This is a genomic window from Pantoea sp. GD03673 (assembly GCF_029844725.1).
GTDB lineage: Bacteria > Pseudomonadota > Gammaproteobacteria > Enterobacterales > Enterobacteriaceae > Pantoea.
Map to the genome: position 1 here is coordinate 39,778 of NZ_JAOCKJ010000008.1, position 16,084 is coordinate 55,861.

Consider the following 16,084-nt stretch of genomic DNA (forward strand, 5'->3'; position numbering starts at 1 on the left):
CTCCACAAGATTATGCCTGGCGAATTGGCGTAAAATATACCAATGTAGGTTGACTTTATTTCATCGGATACGCTTTCGTAAAGCGATAGTAAGCTGATATTCTACCACACTATGAGCAAAACACACTTAACTGAACAGAAGTTTTCCGACTTCGCCCTGCACCCAAAAGTGGTGGAAGCCCTTGATAGTAAAGGCTTTCAATACTGCACGCCGATTCAGGCGTTAGCTCTGCCTTTTACGCTTTCAGGGCGTGATGTTGCAGGCCAGGCGCAAACCGGTACCGGCAAAACGATGGCGTTTCTGACGTCAACGTTTCATCATCTTCTCTCTCATCCTGCGGCAGAAGGTCGTCAGGTTAACCAGCCACGGGCTTTAATTCTTGCGCCGACGCGTGAACTTGCTGTGCAGATTCATGCCGATGCTGAACCCCTTACCGCCTCAACCGGCCTGAAACTGGGTCTCGCCTATGGCGGAGACGGTTATGACAAACAGCTGAAAGTGCTGGAGCAGGGCGTTGATATTCTGGTGGCAACCACCGGTCGCCTGATCGATTACGCGAAGCAGAATCACGTCAATCTGGGTGCCATTCAGGTCATGGTGCTGGACGAAGCCGATCGCATGTTCGATCTCGGCTTTATTAAAGATATTCGCTGGCTGTTCCGTCGCATGCCGCCTGCAACGCAGCGTCTGAGCATGCTGTTCTCGGCGACGCTCTCCTACCGCGTTCGTGAACTGGCCTTTGAGCACATGAACAGCGCTGAATATGTGGAAGTGGAACCGGAGCAAAAAACCGGCCATCGCATTCAGGAAGAGCTTTTCTATCCGTCTAACGAAGAGAAAATGCGCCTGCTGCAGACCCTGCTGGAAGAAGAGTGGCCCGATCGTGCCATTGTCTTCGCCAACACCAAGCACCGCTGTGAAGATATCTGGGGCCACCTGGCTGCCGATGGACACCGCGTTGGCCTGCTGACGGGTGACGTGGCTCAGAAGAAGCGTCTGCGCATTCTGGATGACTTCACCAAAGGGGATGTGGATATTCTGGTCGCCACCGACGTAGCGGCTCGCGGTCTGCATATCCCGGCGGTAACGCACGTCTTTAACTACGATCTGCCCGACGACTGTGAAGATTACGTTCACCGTATTGGCCGTACCGGTCGTGCGGGTGCCAGCGGGCACTCTATCAGCCTGGCCTGTGAAGAGTACGCGCTGAACCTGCCTTCAATTGAAGAGTACATTGGCCACAGCATTCCGGTCAGCAAGTACAGCAGCGAAGCACTGTTAACCGATTTACCGCCGCCTAAGCGTCTGCAACGCAGCCGTACCGGCAATGGCCAGCGTCGCGGAGGGAATAACGCCAATCGTCGCGGTGCCCCACGCAACAACAACCGCAAACGTTCAGGTTAGGGCACCATGCTAAGCGCATCGTCACTTTATGCAGCGATCGATTTAGGGTCTAACAGCTTTCATATGTTGGTGGTGCGCGAAGTCTCTGGCAGTATTCAGACCATCGCAAAAATTAAGCGCAAGGTTCGCCTTGCTGCCGGTCTGGATAAAAATAACCTGTTGTCAGCCGACGCGATGTCGCGTGGCTGGCAATGCCTCAGACTCTTCTCTGAACAACTGCAGGATATTCCCCCCGATCAGATTCGTGTGGTGGCGACCGCCACGCTGCGTCTGGCGGCCAATGCGCAGACATTCCTCGACACCGCCCAGCAGATTCTCGGCTGTACCATCAACGTCATCAGCGGTGAGGAAGAGGCGCGCCTGATTTATCAGGGCGTGGCACATACCACCGGGGGATCTGACCAGCGCTTAGTTGTCGATATCGGCGGGGGCAGCACCGAACTGGCAACCGGCGATGGCTCACACGCGTCCGTGCTGTTCAGCCTTTCGATGGGCTGTGTGACGTGGCTGGAGCGCTTTTTCAGCGATCGTCATCTGGCAAAAGAGAATTTTGACCAGGCTGAGCTGGCGGCACGTGAGATGATTCAGCCCATTGCCGCGCAACTGCGTGCGCAGGGCTGGCAGGCCTGTGTGGGTGCCTCAGGCACGGTTCAGGCGCTGCAGGAGATCATGGTGGCGCAGGGTATGGATGAGCGCATCACGCTGAGTAAACTGCAGCAGCTGAAGCAGCGCGCCATTCAGTGCGGCAAACTGGAAGAGCTGGAAATTGAAGGACTGACGCTGGAACGGGCGCTGGTGTTCCCCAGCGGCCTGTCGATCCTGATCGCTATCTTCCAGGAACTCAGCATCGATAGCATGACGCTGGCAGGGGGTGCCCTGCGCGAAGGCCTGGTCTACGGCATGCTCCATCTGCCGGTCGACCGCGATATCCGGACCCGCACGCTGCACAACGTCCAGCGCCGTTTCAGCATTGATGTCGAGCAGGCAGACCGCGTGCGTCAGCTGGCCGAAAGCTTTTTCCGGCAGGTTTCTTCGCCGTGGAAGCTGGATCAGCGCTGTCGTGAGCTGCTGCTCAGCGCCTGCGCGATCCATGAGATTGGCCTGAGCGTCGACTTCCGTCATGCGCCGCAGCACGCGGCGTATCTGGTGCGTCACCTCGATCTGCCCGGCTTCACACCGGCGCAGAAAAAGCTGCTGGCCTGTTTACTGCAAAACCAGAGCGGCAGCATCGACCTGGCATTGCTGACTCAGCAAAACGCCCTGCCGCCCCGTCTGGCGGAACGGATGTGCCGCCTGCTGCGGCTGGCGATTATTTTCTCCACCCGCCGTCGCGACGACACCCTGCCTGCCGTCAGGCTGCGGGCGGACGACGATGCCCTGCATCTGACCCTGCCTGGGGGCTGGCTGGAAGCGCACCCGCTGCGCAGCGAACTGCTTGAGCAGGAAAGCCACTATCAGTCCTACGTCCACTGGTTATTAACGCTGTCGTAATCCTGCACGCGTGAGGCGAATACCCTTCGCCTCCTGCCAGGTTAACTCTTTTTCGCCTTATCCAGCATCGCCCGCAGACCGGCAACCCGGCTCTGCCCGGTTTTCATCCGCTCTTCCGCACTGACCACCTTGCGCTCGGTCTCCCATTGCAGATCATCCTGCGGCAGCTCCAGCAGAAAACGGCTCGGTTCCGGCCGGATTAACTCGCCATATTGCCGGCGTTCGCGACACAGGGTGAAGGTCAGCTCTTTCTGCGCCCTCGTGATGCCCACGTAAGCCAGACGACGCTCCTCTTCGATGTTGTTCTCATCGATGCTGCTCTGATGCGGCAGCAGGCCCTCTTCCATGCCCACCAGGAACACATAGGGGAACTCCAGCCCTTTAGAGGCGTGCAGCGTCATCAGCTGCACCTGATCCAGCTCTTCATCGCTTTCCCCGCGCTCCATCATGTCGCGCAGGGTAAAGCGCGTCACCACCTGTGCCAGCGTCATCGGCTCATCGAGATCGCTGCCTTCCAGCATTTCGGTCATCCACTGAAACAGCGTGTTGACGTTCTTCATCCGCATTTCGGCGGCTTTCGGACTGCCGGAGGTTTCAAACAGCCAGCTCTCGTAGTCAATGCCGCGAATCAAATCGCGCACTGCGTTCACCGGCTCCCGCTCGCTCAGCTGGATAATCTCATTCAGCCAGTGGGTGAAGCGCTGCAGATGTTCCAGACCGCGGCCGCTCAGCGTCTGCCCCAGACCGACATCAAAACTGGCGTTAAACAGGCTCTTACTGCGCAAATTGGCCCACTCGCCCAGCTTCTGCAGCGTGGCCGGACCAATCTCACGTCGCGGCGTATTCACGACGCGCAGAAACGCACTGTCATCCTCAGGATTGGTCAGCACGCGCAGATAGGCGAGCAAATCTTTGATCTCAGGCCGTGAGAAGAAAGAGGTGCCGCCGGAGATGCGATAAGGGATGCGGTTCTGCATCAGAAACTTTTCAAAGGTGCGTGACTGATGGTTGCCGCGATAGAGAATCGCGTAATCTTTATACTGCGTGCGGTTGATAAAGTGATGCGCAATCAGTTCACCGGTCACCCGCTCCGCCTCATGCTCTTCGCTGTTGGCGGTCAGCACTTTCAGCTCGCTGCCCTGCCCCAGCTCCGAAAAGAGCCGCTTCTCAAAGACGTGCGGGTTGTTGGCAATCAGGATATTCGCGGCTTTCAGTATGCGCTGGGAAGAGCGGTAGTTCTGCTCCAGCTTCACCACCTCAAGCGCCGGGAAATCCTGATTCAGCAGCACCAGATTCTGTGGTCGCGCACCGCGCCAGGAGTAGATTGACTGATCATCGTCGCCCACCACCGTGAAGCGCGCGCGTGCGCCAACCAGCAGCTTAACCAGCTCATACTGGCTGGTGTTGGTGTCCTGATACTCATCCACCAGCAAGTAGCGGATACGCTGCTGCCAGCGCTCGCGCACTTCCTGATTACGCTGCAGCAGTAGCGTCGGCAGCAGAATCAGATCGTCGAAATCCAGCACGTTGCACGCTTTAAGATGCTGGCTATAGAGGGCATAGCAGTGAGCAAAAATAGACTCCTGCTGCGATCGCGCCTGCGCGGCAGCGCCCTGCGGATCGATAAGATCATTTTTCCAGTTCGAGATGGTGGAGATAAGCTGCTGCAGCAGCGTCTTATCTTCTTCCAGCCACTCTCTGGTCAGCTCTTTCAGCAGGGCGAGCTGATCCTGATCGTCGAAGAGCGAGAAGTTGGACTTCATGCCCAGCGCCGCTGTTTCGCGCTTGATGATCTCCAGTCCCAGCGTATGGAAGGTTGAGATCAGCAGGCCGCGCGCCTCTTTACGGCCCAGCGTCTGCGCCACACGCTCTTTCATTTCACGTGAGGCTTTATTGGTAAAGGTGACGGCGGCGATGTGGCGGGCCTGATAGCCGCATTCACGAATCAGATGGGCGATTTTGTTAGTAATCACGCGGGTTTTACCCGATCCCGCACCCGCCAGTACCAGACAGGGACCGGTAACAAATTCGACGGCACGTTGTTGGCTGGGGTTTAAACGCATAAAAGAAATCGCCTGCCTGAATCAAAAGAAAGGGGTTTATACTGGGCGGCAATTATACACAACCGAGATACCAACATGGCGAAAACCGCGGCGGCTTTACACATCCTGGTCAAAGAGGAAGCGCTGGCAAAAGAGATTCTGGCGAAACTGGCGAAAGGCGGTAATTTTCAGGAGCTGGCAAAGAAGCACTCAACCTGTCCTTCCGGCCGTAAGGGTGGCGATCTGGGCGAATTCCGTCAGGGACAGATGGTGCCAGCGTTTGATAAAGCGGTCTTTACCTGCCCGCTGCTGACGCCTTACGGGCCGGTAAAGACCGGCTTTGGTTATCACATTATCAAAGTGCTCTACCGCAGCTAATTACTTCTTCTGCTTCATCTGCTGCAGGACGGTGCTGCACTGATTGTCTTCGTTATCACTTGGTGAGATCAGTGCCAGCAGCGCCGCTGCCGGGCCGACAACCGCACCCAGCGCAACGGCCGCCGCTCCACGCGCCAGCAGTGGCCCCGCTTTCACGCCTGCATCAGGATTTTTAAAGGTGCCGCGCACGTAGAGGGGTGAACGCAGCGTCACGATGCGGATGCCTTTACTTTCCGGATTCACTGAAAGATCCAGCCGCTCACTGGCAAAGTTCGCGTTGCCGGTCACGTTGATAATGGCGTTCTCGGTATCAAACACAAACAGGTTTGGCGTCGCCAGACCGTTCTGCAGTTTGATGTCGGTGGCGGCACAGTTGATACGCACCTGGTCATCGCCAAACAGTTTGCCTACCACGTAGTTACCGACATTCAGTCCGGCAATTTCCATCAGGCTGCGGCTGATCAGACCATCGTTCATCAGCAGCTTAAGCTGACCATTACTGGTCGCCAGCAAATCGGCCACTGAGTTTCCGGTGCCGGTAAAGCTGGCATCACCATTAAGCTGACCGAGGCTGTTCTGCATCGCCTGCACATCCGGGAAGAGCTGGCGCAGTCGCAGCTTACGCGCATGAAGGTCAACCCGGCCGCGCATGGGTGAGCGATCGCCCTCCAGCCGGATGGTGCTGTTGAGATTGCCGCCCGCTACACCAAAGCGCAGCGGGTCCAGCAGCAGGTCACCGTTTTTGAGCTGTAAATGGGTGTAGAGATCGCTTAACGGCAGTGAGTTGCTGTGCTCGATACGTTTGCCGCTGAACTTCACGTCGGCATCCATCACGTCCCAGCTTTTGGTTTCAAACTTGTCGTGTGGCAACACGCGGTCGGCGGGCTGAGTCGATTTCTCACCGCGACGCGCTTTAGCCTGCGCGGTCTTCTCACTGCCTTTGCCTGAGTCCACACCAATCAGCGGCCCCAAATCGGCCATGCGCAGCTGCTCCGAGGTCAGTTCGCCAGTCAGTGTCGGACGGGGTTTGCCCTGGGTGTAAATCAGCGAGCCATGAATATCGCTGTCGCCAATGTGGCCGTTGAATTTCTCATAGCGATAGACCGCGCCCTTTTCGCCATTGAATTTAGCAATCAGATGGCCATCGGTTTCATAAGGTGGTGTGTCAGGCAACAGGACGCCGGTCAGCCCATAGAGATTCGCCAGCGTATCGCCGGAGAAGCGCAGTCGCACATTCAGGCCGCCGAGGTTCATCGGGTCCTGCAGACCGCCGGTGACCTGCACACGCGTGGTACCGTTGCGCAGATCGGCCTGAATCGGGAACGGGGTGTTCTGACTGCGCAGCGACAGCATGCCGCCGATTTTGCCCTCACCGCTGAGTTTCTCATTGTTATAGGTGCCGGTAGCCTGCCAGCCAAACACAAAGTCGCCTGCACCCTTCTGCTGGTCATTGCCGCCAGCAATCTGCGCATAGGGCACCGGTTTACCCAGTGGATTAACCTGCACCGTAACATCTGCACGGTTAACGGCGTCGCGATAGCGGATTTGCCCCTGATCAAACAGGATATTATCCAGACGGAAAGACCAGGCAGACGGTGCGGCATTTTTCTCGTCTTTGCCGCTATCGGCCAGGGTAAAGGTCCAGTTGTTCTTTTTATCTGCGGTCTGGATCAGCCGGGCATCGGGACGCTGCAGCTTGATCCACGGGATGAACAGTTCTTTATGCAGTAACGACAGCGGTGACAACGTGGCATCCACACGTTGCAGATGCACCATGGTGACGTCAGGAATACCCGGCGGGTTACCCAGCATGATATCTTCCGCATGCACCTGCGGCCACGGCACCCAGCGCCGCCAGCCAGCCTCGTCGCGATTTCGTGCCCAGTCGATACCCAGATTGCCCCGTATCGCGAAGGGACGGTTTAATTCGGCAGAGACTTTCTGATTGATGGTGGGCTTCAGGCGATTCCAGTCAAAGGTGGCGATGACGACGATAATCACCACGATCAACAACACCAGAATTCCTGCTACCCAGCTGACTATTTTCCCGGTACGCGACATCACGCTTTCTCCTTGCACATTCACGGTCTGCGTTAAAGATAGTCGAGACGGCGCGCAACGGCATCAGGGAAGCTGGAGAGTGAGATGATTCAGTTCAGAAAATGGGACCGGCCGCGAAAAGTAGTAGCCCTGGGCAGCAATAGCGGGCGACGCTTTCACCTGCTGCCATTGCGCTTCTGTCTCTACGCCTTCAACAATGACGCCGTTGCAGTAGCGATTGATCAGCGCCAGCAGCATCGAAAACAGGCTGCGCCCTTCATCCGTGGTGCCCAGCAGGGTAAACAGGTCGCGCGACAGCTTGATGTAATCATAGTTAAGTTGGGTCAGCGCCGAAAAATTCGCCATGCCCGAACCAAAGTCATCCAGCCACAGCGGCCCCAGCTCAGGTATCTTCGCCACTTTCTCCTTCTGCGGCAGCGCCTGATGCTCGGTGAGTTCAAAGCGTATCCAGGGCAGACGGGCAATGAGCTGGCGGATAGCAGGCCGGTGCTGAATGGCGAGCAGTGAGGGCCCATCGATGTTGACCGAGGCGACTACGTCATTGCGCTCAAAAAAGGCAGTCCACTCGGCAAGCAATTCAAGCTGCTCATACACGACGTTCAGGCGCTGAGCGATGTCGAGTCCGTCAAACCAGGCTTCAGGGGAGAGATTCCGTTCTGGTGCCATGGGATGATAAACGGCGGTCAGCAGTTCAATGGCGAGCAATCGACCGGTGACCCGGTAGATCGGCTGAAACCGATACCGTCGGTGACATTGTTGCCAGAAAAGCGGCGTTTCCGTGTGGAGATTAAGGTCGGTTGAAGACGGCAGCCATTGGCTAATACTCTCCATCACTATGCTATTTTCCTGGTTGGTAACCAGCCCCCAAAACGGGTGACTGAAGCGATTATCAAATGTGCCTGTGATAGAGAGATGAACGACCTGGCGATATGAAGCGGCGAGTTTACCAGCCGTTTCGCTAATATAATCGGCTAAACAGGCTGATGTTAGCCACTCTAATCTGCCAGACTGGGGCTATTCCTGACCTTAAGTTAAATTAAAACGCCGTTTTAAAATCATTGACGTCTTCCATACCAGACGCGAGACTAGGCCGATATTTCACTACAGGTCTTAAACCATGACGCAGAAGAAAATCGCCATCATCGGCGAATGCATGATTGAGCTGTCCGAAAAGGGTGAGAACATTAAGCGTGGCTTTGGCGGTGATACCCTTAACACGGCCGTTTATCTCGCCCGCCAGGTTGATGAGCAGCAGTTGCGGGTCGATTATGTCACCGCGCTGGGAACGGATTCGTTCAGCGATCAGATGATCGCGGCCTGGCAGCAGGAGAAGGTGAATACCGCCCTGATTCAGCGGCTGGATAATAAAATGCCGGGCCTGTATGTGATTGAAACCGATGCCGATGGCGAGCGCACCTTCTGGTACTGGCGCAGCGACGCCGCCGCGCGTTACTGGCTCGACAGCCCGCAATCAGCAGAGATAGCCGAACAGCTGTCGCACTACGATTATCTTTATCTCAGCGGCATCAGCCTGGCCATTCTGCCGCCTGCCAGTCGTGAGAAGCTGATGGCGCTGCTGGCCCGCTGCCGGGCGAAGGGCGGCAGGGTCATTTTTGATAACAACTACCGCCCGCGTTTATGGGCCGACCTCGCCAGTGCGCAGGCCGCTTATCGCGCCATGCTCAATTGCACCGATATCGCCTTCCTGACGCTGGATGATGAACATCTGCTGTGGGGTGAACAGCCGCTGGATGAGGTTATTGCGCGTACCCGTCAGGCCGGTGCCAGCGAAATCGTGATCAAGCGTGGTGCCGACTCCTGTCTGGTAGCCATCGGCGATGCGCCGCTGATTGATGTGCCTGCGGTCTCTCTGGCGAAAGAGAAAGTGGTTGATACCACGGCCGCTGGCGATTCGTTCAGTGCCGGTTATCTGGCACGCCGTTTGACCGGGGCTTCAGCAGAGGCCGCCGCACAGTGCGGGCACCTGACTGCCAGTACCGTGATTCAGCATCGCGGCGCCATCATTCCGGCAGCGGCAATGCCTGACTGAAGCGGCGGCAGCCAGCGCCGCTGATCGGGACGTGAAGTTCAGACACGAAGAAAATGCGCCCTCTGGCGCATTTTTTGCGGTTACGGGCAACGTCAGGTCCGGGATAACCCATCCCGGCCAGTCCCGGACCTGAACGGTACGTTAGCCCCGGTATCGTGGCGGGTGTGATCCGGCGCTAAAAATCATTATGCCGACTTAACAGCAGGCAGCGTGATATCCGGTAAATTGCGGCTAATAAAGCGGGCCGTGCCAGCCATTTACCTTAGGCTGAAAATTAGTGGTTAATCACCGTCCCCCTGCGGCAATCCCCGTTAATCCCTCTTATAATTTATTGATTAAAATTAATTATTTACATAAACAGATCCACCACCAGGCATAGTCCGAATCTGGTCATATTCGCCCTTTTCGGATGGACGACCGCCTGAAAAAAGACCATCTTTTAATCAAAAGACAGCAGGACGCTGTTCTCTCCGGCCGCGAACAAAACAATTAAAATATTCCCCGCATCAGGATCTATTTATGCACACAGAAATTATTAATATCTGGCCACACGGTGATGCGCCAGGCGCCAGCGACTCACGCGCCGAGCCGCAGATTGTCGATATGGCAAAAGAATATGAGCCTTACGATCGCGCCGCTACCGGCGTGCGTTGCCCGGAGATGGCGATCTGGCATCCGGTCGAATCAAACGGCATTACCCTGCTGGTCGCACCGGGCGGGGGATATCAGCGCGTGATGATCGACCGTGAAGGCAGCGCTCTGGCAACCTTCTTTACATCGATGGGCTATACCCTGGCCGTCATGACTTATCGTCTGCCTTATGATGGTCATCATGAAGGTGCCGATGCCCCGCTGGCGGATGCGCAGCGTGCGGTTCGCGTTCTGCGTGAACGGGCTCAGCGTGGCCTGAACGGTAAGTACATTGTGATGATGGGCTTTTCGGCGGGCGGCCACGTAGCGGCCAGTCTGGGAACGCGTTTTGCTGAGAAACTTTATCCGGTGCAGGATAGCGCAGAAAACTTCTCGCCGCGCCCGGATGCGATGATCCTGGTCTATCCGCTGATCAGCATGCGTGACGGCATCGCCCATGAAGGAGCCAGAACCCGACTGCTGGGTGCCTGGCCCGATCAGAAAACCATTGAAGCCTACTCAATGGAAACCCGGGTTCATCCGCTGGTGCCGCCGACGCTGTTGATCCACGCCGCTGACGATGAGTCCGTATCCGTGAATCACAGCATGGCGTTTTTCGGCGCGCTGCGTGAGCATAACGTTCCGGCTGAAGTCCATTTCTATCAGAAAGGCGGGCACGGATTTGGTATTCGCGGCGTCGCCGATTTGCCCCTTGCCAGCTGGCCGATGTTAGTGACCGAGTGGCTCAGGGCAAAAACCTGACCGTTAAGCGGCTGGCGGAACGTCTTTGACGTTGCTATCCGGCGGACTGGCTTCATTGCTGGTCGCCGGTGCCGCTGGCGGTGCCATTACTTTGTCCCAGTTGTTTTGCAGGCTCTTCACGTTGGTCTCTGCTTCGCCTTCCGGCTGAATAAGAACCATCATCAGCTCCTGCGTCAGCTGCTGACGCAGCTCCTGGTTGAGCTGTTCACGGGTCAGGCCAGCCAGGAAAGTCTGGCGCAGCTTCTGATACTGCTCTGGTGCGATATCGACCACGGCGTTCTGCTGAGAGCGAAGACGCTGGCTCATCAGAACATCGGTGTCGGTGCGCGCATAGGTGGTAAACAGTTTGTTCAGCTCCAGCAGCTTCTGCGCCATCAGCGCATCAAACTCCTCCTGCGGTAAGCCTTTATCACGCACGTTTGCCAGCTCACGCGCCACCAGGTTCATGTTCTGCGCCAGATTTTCGTTGCGCCCATCCATGTTGATGGAGCACTGCGCACGCTGATACAGCACACGGCAGTCAAATCCTACCTGAATACCCTGCGCTTTACTGTCGCTGAGCGCACGCTGGACATGCCAGAACAGCGCTTCACGGGCCAGATCACCCTGCCAGTAACGCTGCAGATTCTGGGAGTCACGAATCGGTTGCCACGGCGTATCCCATACCAGTGACAGACGATCCTGCGTCATGTTGCTGCTGACCAGATTCACCGGCTCGTGTGGCAGCGGCGACAAGGTGGGCAGTGGCGCAGGGGTTTCACGTTTGCCGGTTAACGCCGAGAAGGTTTTGTTGATCTGTTCAGAGAGGTTACGGCTGTCAACGTTCCCTACCACGTAGAGCGTCATCGCATCCGGGGTATACCACTGATGGTAAAAATCGCTGAGCTGCGTTAAATCAACCGGCGCACGGGGTTGTGCTGCCGGGTCATGTGCCAGCAGCGCGGAGCCTTTCAGGCGGTAGCGCCACCAGACATCCTGGGGATCTTTCGGCCAGGTCGCCACCGGATCAGACGCTTTCAGCGCGGTGTTAACCACCTCTTCGGTGATCGCCATATTGCCTGCCGTGGCCGCCAGCCAGTTCAGCGCTTCTTTCAGCAGCTCGGGGCGGTTATTCGGCAGGCTCAGATTATATTGGGTGGAATCATAGGAGGCGATGACGGGCGGCAGCGGATGCTGAGGATCCATCGCCTGCTGCCATAGCGCACGCTGCTGCTGGGTATCAAGTGCAGTGTTATGCACCATCGCCAGACGCGACAGCAGATGGCTGAAGCCGGTCTGTTGCGCACTTTCAACCAGCGAACCGGTATTCACCACCAGCCGCAGTTCAATACGGTCACTGGGGCGCTGCGGTGTGGCCAGTAGCTGCCAGTTAAATCCATTATCCAGCTTGCCTTCCTGCCAGGCCGGATCCGGTTGCAGCGTTTCTGCCTGGAGACCAAAGCTGCCTGCCAGCACTAATCCACCAACCAAAAGCCGAATTCTGGTGCCCTGCATGTGAACCCCTACTCAAATAATTCAAATATCGTCATCACTGGCGCATATTGCCGCTGTTATTAACGAATCGGCTGATGCCGAATCGCGCTGTTATCCAACAACAAAGTGTTTGACCACAGGAAGCTCAGGATGTCGCGCAACGAAGTGAAAAACGTCAAAAAAAACAAGTGGGGTTCATTATGCAAATGCCCGCTGTCAGGGCAAGCGACAGCGGGCATTTGTGAGGATTTAAGTGAAATTCAATGATTAAATTGAAGATTCAGACGCTTTATTCTCCTTATTACGGCCAGCCAGCGTGTCGTTAAGCTGTTTTTGATCCAGCTGATCGACCCACTTCGCCACCACCACGGTCGCCACACCGTTACCGATAAGGTTGGTCAGCGCACGGGCTTCGGACATAAAGCGGTCAATACCGAGTATCAGCGCCAGACCCGCCACCGGCAGATGGCCCACCGCAGAGAGCGTTGCCGCCAGGACGATAAACCCGCTTCCGGTTACCCCTGCTGCGCCTTTCGAGGAGAGCAGCAGCACCACCAGCAGCGTAATCTGATGGAAGATATCCATGTGGGCATTGGTCGCCTGAGCGATAAAGACCGCCGCCATCGTCAGGTAAATCGAGGTGCCATCAAGGTTAAAGGAGTAACCGGTGGGGATCACCAGCCCGACTACCGATTTCTTACAGCCCAGCTTCTCCATCTTATCCAGCATGCGCGGCAGCGCAGACTCGGAAGAGGAAGTACCCAGCACAATCAGCAGCTCTTCTTTGATATAGGCAATGAACTTAAAGATGCTGAACCCGGCAAACAGACGCGCAATCAGCCCCAGTACGATGACCACAAACAGAACACAGGTAATGTAGAAGCAGATAATCAGCTGGCCAAGCTGCACCAGTGATCCCACGCCATACTTACCGATAGTGAATGCCATCGCGCCAAATGCCCCTATCGGTGCCAGACGCATGATCATGTTGATGATGCCGAAAATGACTTTCGAGAAGCTCTCAATCACGTTGAAAATCAGCGTGCCGGTGTTACCCAGGCGATGCAGGGCAAAACCAAACAGGATGGCAAACAGCAAGACCTGCAGAATGTTGCCGCTGGCAAACGCGCCAATCACGCTGTTAGGGATCACGTCCAGCAGGAAAGCGACGATACCCTGCTGCTCTGCCTGCTGGGCGTAAATCGCCACGGCTTTGGCATCCAGCGTGGCAGGATCAACGTTCATCCCGGCACCTGGCTGCACCACGTTCACCACGATCAGGCCGATAATCAGCGCGATGGTGCTGACAATTTCAAAATAGAGCAGGGCAACTGCGCCGGTCCGCCCTACCGCTTTCATGCTTTCCATACCGGCAATGCCGGTCACCACGGTACAGAAAATCACCGGGGCGATAATCATCTTGATTAATTTAACAAAGCCATCTCCCAGCGGCTTCATCTGGGTCCCTAACTCCGGGTAAAAATGGCCTAACAAAACGCCGATGCCAATCGCCATCAGCACCTGGAAATAAAGGCTTTTAAAAAGTGAGGTTTTCATAAACAGGTGTCCACTAACGCCGTGAGGTGATGTTGTCGGATTCGTTATTGTGACTGGCGGGCAGCAGAGGTGGCGCCTGACAGTAACCCGAAAATAACACTCTGTTTACGTGATTAATACAGGGTGACAAACGCCCAGGAAACCCTGGGATCGTAATTCTGAACTGAAACGCTTCAGCAGGGGGTTTTGTAACTAAAAATCTCGCAAAATCAATGAATCAGGCAATTATTGCGGCGGTGAGGAGTTTGCTATCCACGTCTGGTTGAATCGGCTCACCGGCAGCGCTTCTGCGTAGAGGTAGCCCTGACCGATAGCGATACCGCGTGCCAGCAGCCAGTCGCGCTGCTCTGCGGTTTCCACGCCTTCAGCAATCACTTCCAGATGGATAATCTCGGCGATGGCCGCCACGATGCGGACCATGGTGTCATCATGCGGCAGTGCCGCCACAAAGCTGCGATCCATCTTCAGTTTGTTAACCGGCAATGCTTTCAGCTGATGGAGATAGTTCAGATTGGAGTAGCCCATGCCGAAATCATCCAGCGCCACTGCCACGCCGGTCTGCTGCAACATGCGCAGCATCAGCATCGCCTGTTCCGCATCGTCAAGCTGCGCCGTTTCTGTCACTTCCAGCACCAGGGTGCCTGGCGCGATACGGTGGCGCGTCAGCAGGGCTTGCAGATGAGAAACCACGCCGGTATCCCGCAGTTGCACCGCGGAAATATTCACACTCAGCGGCAGCAAAATGCCCTGTCGCTGCCAGCCTGCCAGAATGCGGCACGCCTCTTCGAACACCCAGCGGCCAATCGCGGTGATCACACCAATCTCTTCAGCACTGGCAATAAACTCTTCGGTCAGACCAAAACTGCCATCAGGCTGGCGCATACGCAGCAGCGCTTCTGCACCGGTTAACGCGCCGGTGCGCATATCAACCTGGGGTTGCAGGTAGAGGGCAAACTGCTCATCGTGCAGCCCCTGCAGAATGTCATGCTCCTGGGTCAGACGCTTCTGCGCCCGCTCGGTCAGGGCAGCGTCAAAGAACAGAATCTGATTTTTGCCCTGATGACGGGCCGACATCATCGCCGAGGTCGCACGATCAAGCAGCTCGTTAGCGCTCAGCGGCTGATCGTCGCGCAGCGCCAGACCGATGCTGACGTTAGGACGCAGCTGGAGCTGATGCAGATTGACCGGCTGATTAAGCCGAATCATCAGATTACGCGCCAGGCGCAGCGCCCGGAACGGGTTACTGGCGCGCTTCATTAACAGCACGAAGTCACTGACACCGGTCTGCGCCAGCAGGGTGTGGTCATCCAGCGTATTCCGGATTTTCTCCACCAGCGTCAGCATCAGCGTATCGCGCTGTTCATCACTCAATACGCCGTTAGCTTCCTGCAGGGTTTCAACGCGGATCACCATCAGACCCAGTGGCCGTTCAGGGTTGCACATGAACTGATCGACCAGCGCCAGAAACAGGGTACGGTTAGGCAGATCGGTAACAGCAAAATGGGTGGTCAGCCGGCTCATCTCGTCATGAATCGACTCCAGCACCTGCTGATTACGGTTGTAGCTGCGGATCAGCATGCCGATTTCGTCATCGCGGTGGCTCTGCGGCAGTGTCAGTTTGTGCGTCAGAATCGACTGCGGTGGCAGCTCCTGTAGCTCCCGTGAGAGATTGCGCAGCGGATGCACCACCAGCCGGTTGATGCACCAGCTGATCGCCACGGAAAGAATCAGCGCCAGCAGCAGATAGGTGATGATCATGGTCGAGAGCGTGCTGAGAATAAACTGGTAGACACGCGTTGAGTTCGCCTGCAACACCAGATAGGCCAGCGGTTTCGGCATCCCGGTATTTTCAATGGAATAGAGCGGCAGCGTAATCTGCACCGGCAGCTCAAACAGGCGTGCCACCAGAAGCGGCACCGGTTTTTCCGTCTCAAAGTCGGCATGCAGTGCCTGGAATGCGTTAGGCAGCACCACATCGGCACGCGATAAAATACCGGCAGGTTTCAGTGAATGAAGAATATGTTCGGCCTGAGGAATGTCGGCGCGCAGCACCGCTTCCGACAGCGGCTGGCGGACGGTGTGCGCAATATTTTCCATCTGCTGGGCGTAGTCAATCCTGCGCTGCTGCACAAAATGAAACAGTTGGATGACGATAAAGATACTGATGGTGATAACCGCAACCAGCGAAACTGTCGCCATCTGCTTTATCGTAAGTGACCGGCTTACGCGCAAAAAA

General features: G+C 56.3%; 11 protein-coding genes. 5 read left to right on the forward strand and 6 right to left on the reverse strand.

Annotation, left to right across the window (positions count from 1 at the left end):
• Positions 1 to 111: 111 nt before the first annotated feature.
• Positions 112 to 1,404, forward strand: a complete 1,293-nt coding sequence (gene rhlB / locus N5J69_RS16425) for an ATP-dependent RNA helicase RhlB (protein WP_013359670.1) — start codon at positions 112 to 114, stop codon at positions 1,402 to 1,404.
• 6 nt (positions 1,405 to 1,410) lie between these two features.
• Positions 1,411 to 2,895, forward strand: coding sequence for a guanosine-5'-triphosphate,3'-diphosphate diphosphatase (gppA, locus tag N5J69_RS16430; RefSeq protein WP_279771658.1), 1,485 nt, complete (start codon positions 1,411 to 1,413; stop codon positions 2,893 to 2,895).
• Positions 2,896 to 2,936: 41 nt separating this feature from the next.
• Here gppA and rep read toward each other — a convergent pair whose 3' ends face one another.
• Positions 2,937 to 4,958: a DNA helicase Rep gene (rep, locus tag N5J69_RS16435; RefSeq protein ID WP_279771660.1), complete on the reverse strand. Its 2,022-nt coding sequence runs from the start codon at positions 4,956 to 4,958 to the stop codon at positions 2,937 to 2,939.
• A 75-nt stretch (positions 4,959 to 5,033) separates the two neighbouring features.
• On the opposite strand from rep, the gene ppiC reads away from it, so the two are divergent.
• A complete protein-coding gene (gene ppiC / locus N5J69_RS16440; protein ID WP_279771661.1) occupies positions 5,034 to 5,315 on the forward strand; it encodes a peptidylprolyl isomerase PpiC in 282 nt (93 codons plus the stop codon).
• On the opposite strand, the gene N5J69_RS16445 is transcribed toward ppiC, so the two are convergent.
• Both N5J69_RS16445 and pdeH read right to left on the reverse strand, forming a co-directional pair.
• Positions 5,316 to 7,376, reverse strand: coding sequence for an AsmA family protein (locus N5J69_RS16445; RefSeq protein ID WP_279771820.1), 2,061 nt, complete (start codon positions 7,374 to 7,376; stop codon positions 5,316 to 5,318).
• A gap of 63 nt (positions 7,377 to 7,439) precedes the next feature.
• On the reverse strand, positions 7,440 to 8,213 hold the full coding sequence (gene pdeH, locus N5J69_RS16450; RefSeq protein WP_279771821.1) for a cyclic-guanylate-specific phosphodiesterase: 774 nt from the start codon (positions 8,211 to 8,213) through the stop codon (positions 7,440 to 7,442).
• 280 nt (positions 8,214 to 8,493) lie between these two features.
• On the opposite strand from pdeH, the gene N5J69_RS16455 reads away from it, so the two are divergent.
• Together N5J69_RS16455 and N5J69_RS16460 are read left to right on the forward strand one after the other, a co-directional pair.
• Complete coding sequence (locus N5J69_RS16455; protein ID WP_279771662.1) at positions 8,494 to 9,426, forward strand: sugar kinase; 933 nt, start codon at positions 8,494 to 8,496, stop codon at positions 9,424 to 9,426.
• A gap of 519 nt (positions 9,427 to 9,945) precedes the next feature.
• Positions 9,946 to 10,818, forward strand: a complete 873-nt coding sequence (locus tag N5J69_RS16460) for an alpha/beta hydrolase (RefSeq protein WP_279771663.1) — start codon at positions 9,946 to 9,948, stop codon at positions 10,816 to 10,818.
• A 3-nt stretch (positions 10,819 to 10,821) separates the two neighbouring features.
• Here the strand turns inward: N5J69_RS16460 and N5J69_RS16465 are convergent, their stop codons facing one another.
• The 3 genes from N5J69_RS16465 to hmsP all read right to left on the reverse strand — a co-directional run bounded on the left by N5J69_RS16465 (position 10,822) and on the right by hmsP (position 16,080).
• Entirely contained in the window at positions 10,822 to 12,312 is a 1,491-nt protein-coding gene (locus N5J69_RS16465) for a pitrilysin family protein (RefSeq protein WP_279771664.1), read from the reverse strand.
• Between the two features lie 246 nt (positions 12,313 to 12,558).
• Positions 12,559 to 13,848 (reverse strand): dicarboxylate/amino acid:cation symporter, encoded by a 1,290-nt coding sequence (locus tag N5J69_RS16470; protein ID WP_279771665.1) that lies wholly within the window; start codon positions 13,846 to 13,848, stop codon positions 12,559 to 12,561.
• Between the two features lie 225 nt (positions 13,849 to 14,073).
• Entirely contained in the window at positions 14,074 to 16,080 is a 2,007-nt protein-coding gene (gene hmsP, locus N5J69_RS16475) for a biofilm formation regulator HmsP (protein WP_279771666.1), read from the reverse strand.
• Positions 16,081 to 16,084 lie beyond the last annotated feature (4 nt).

What these genes read in the sequence shown, in the direction of transcription:
- N5J69_RS16465 (WP_279771664.1), bottom strand. Translation starts at nt 12,312, where the DNA reads ATGCAGGGCACCAGAATTCGGCTTTTGGTTGGTGGATTAGTGCTGGCA.
- ppiC (WP_279771661.1), top strand. Translation starts at nt 5,034, where the DNA reads ATGGCGAAAACCGCGGCGGCTTTACACATCCTGGTCAAAGAGGAAGCG.
- N5J69_RS16445 (WP_279771820.1), bottom strand. Translation starts at nt 7,376, where the DNA reads ATGTCGCGTACCGGGAAAATAGTCAGCTGGGTAGCAGGAATTCTGGTG.
- N5J69_RS16460 (WP_279771663.1), top strand. Translation starts at nt 9,946, where the DNA reads ATGCACACAGAAATTATTAATATCTGGCCACACGGTGATGCGCCAGGC.
- rep (WP_279771660.1), bottom strand. Translation starts at nt 4,958, where the DNA reads ATGCGTTTAAACCCCAGCCAACAACGTGCCGTCGAATTTGTTACCGGT.
- N5J69_RS16455 (WP_279771662.1), top strand. Translation starts at nt 8,494, where the DNA reads ATGACGCAGAAGAAAATCGCCATCATCGGCGAATGCATGATTGAGCTG.
- rhlB (WP_013359670.1), top strand. Translation starts at nt 112, where the DNA reads ATGAGCAAAACACACTTAACTGAACAGAAGTTTTCCGACTTCGCCCTG.
- N5J69_RS16470 (WP_279771665.1), bottom strand. Translation starts at nt 13,848, where the DNA reads ATGAAAACCTCACTTTTTAAAAGCCTTTATTTCCAGGTGCTGATGGCG.
- gppA (WP_279771658.1), top strand. Translation starts at nt 1,411, where the DNA reads ATGCTAAGCGCATCGTCACTTTATGCAGCGATCGATTTAGGGTCTAAC.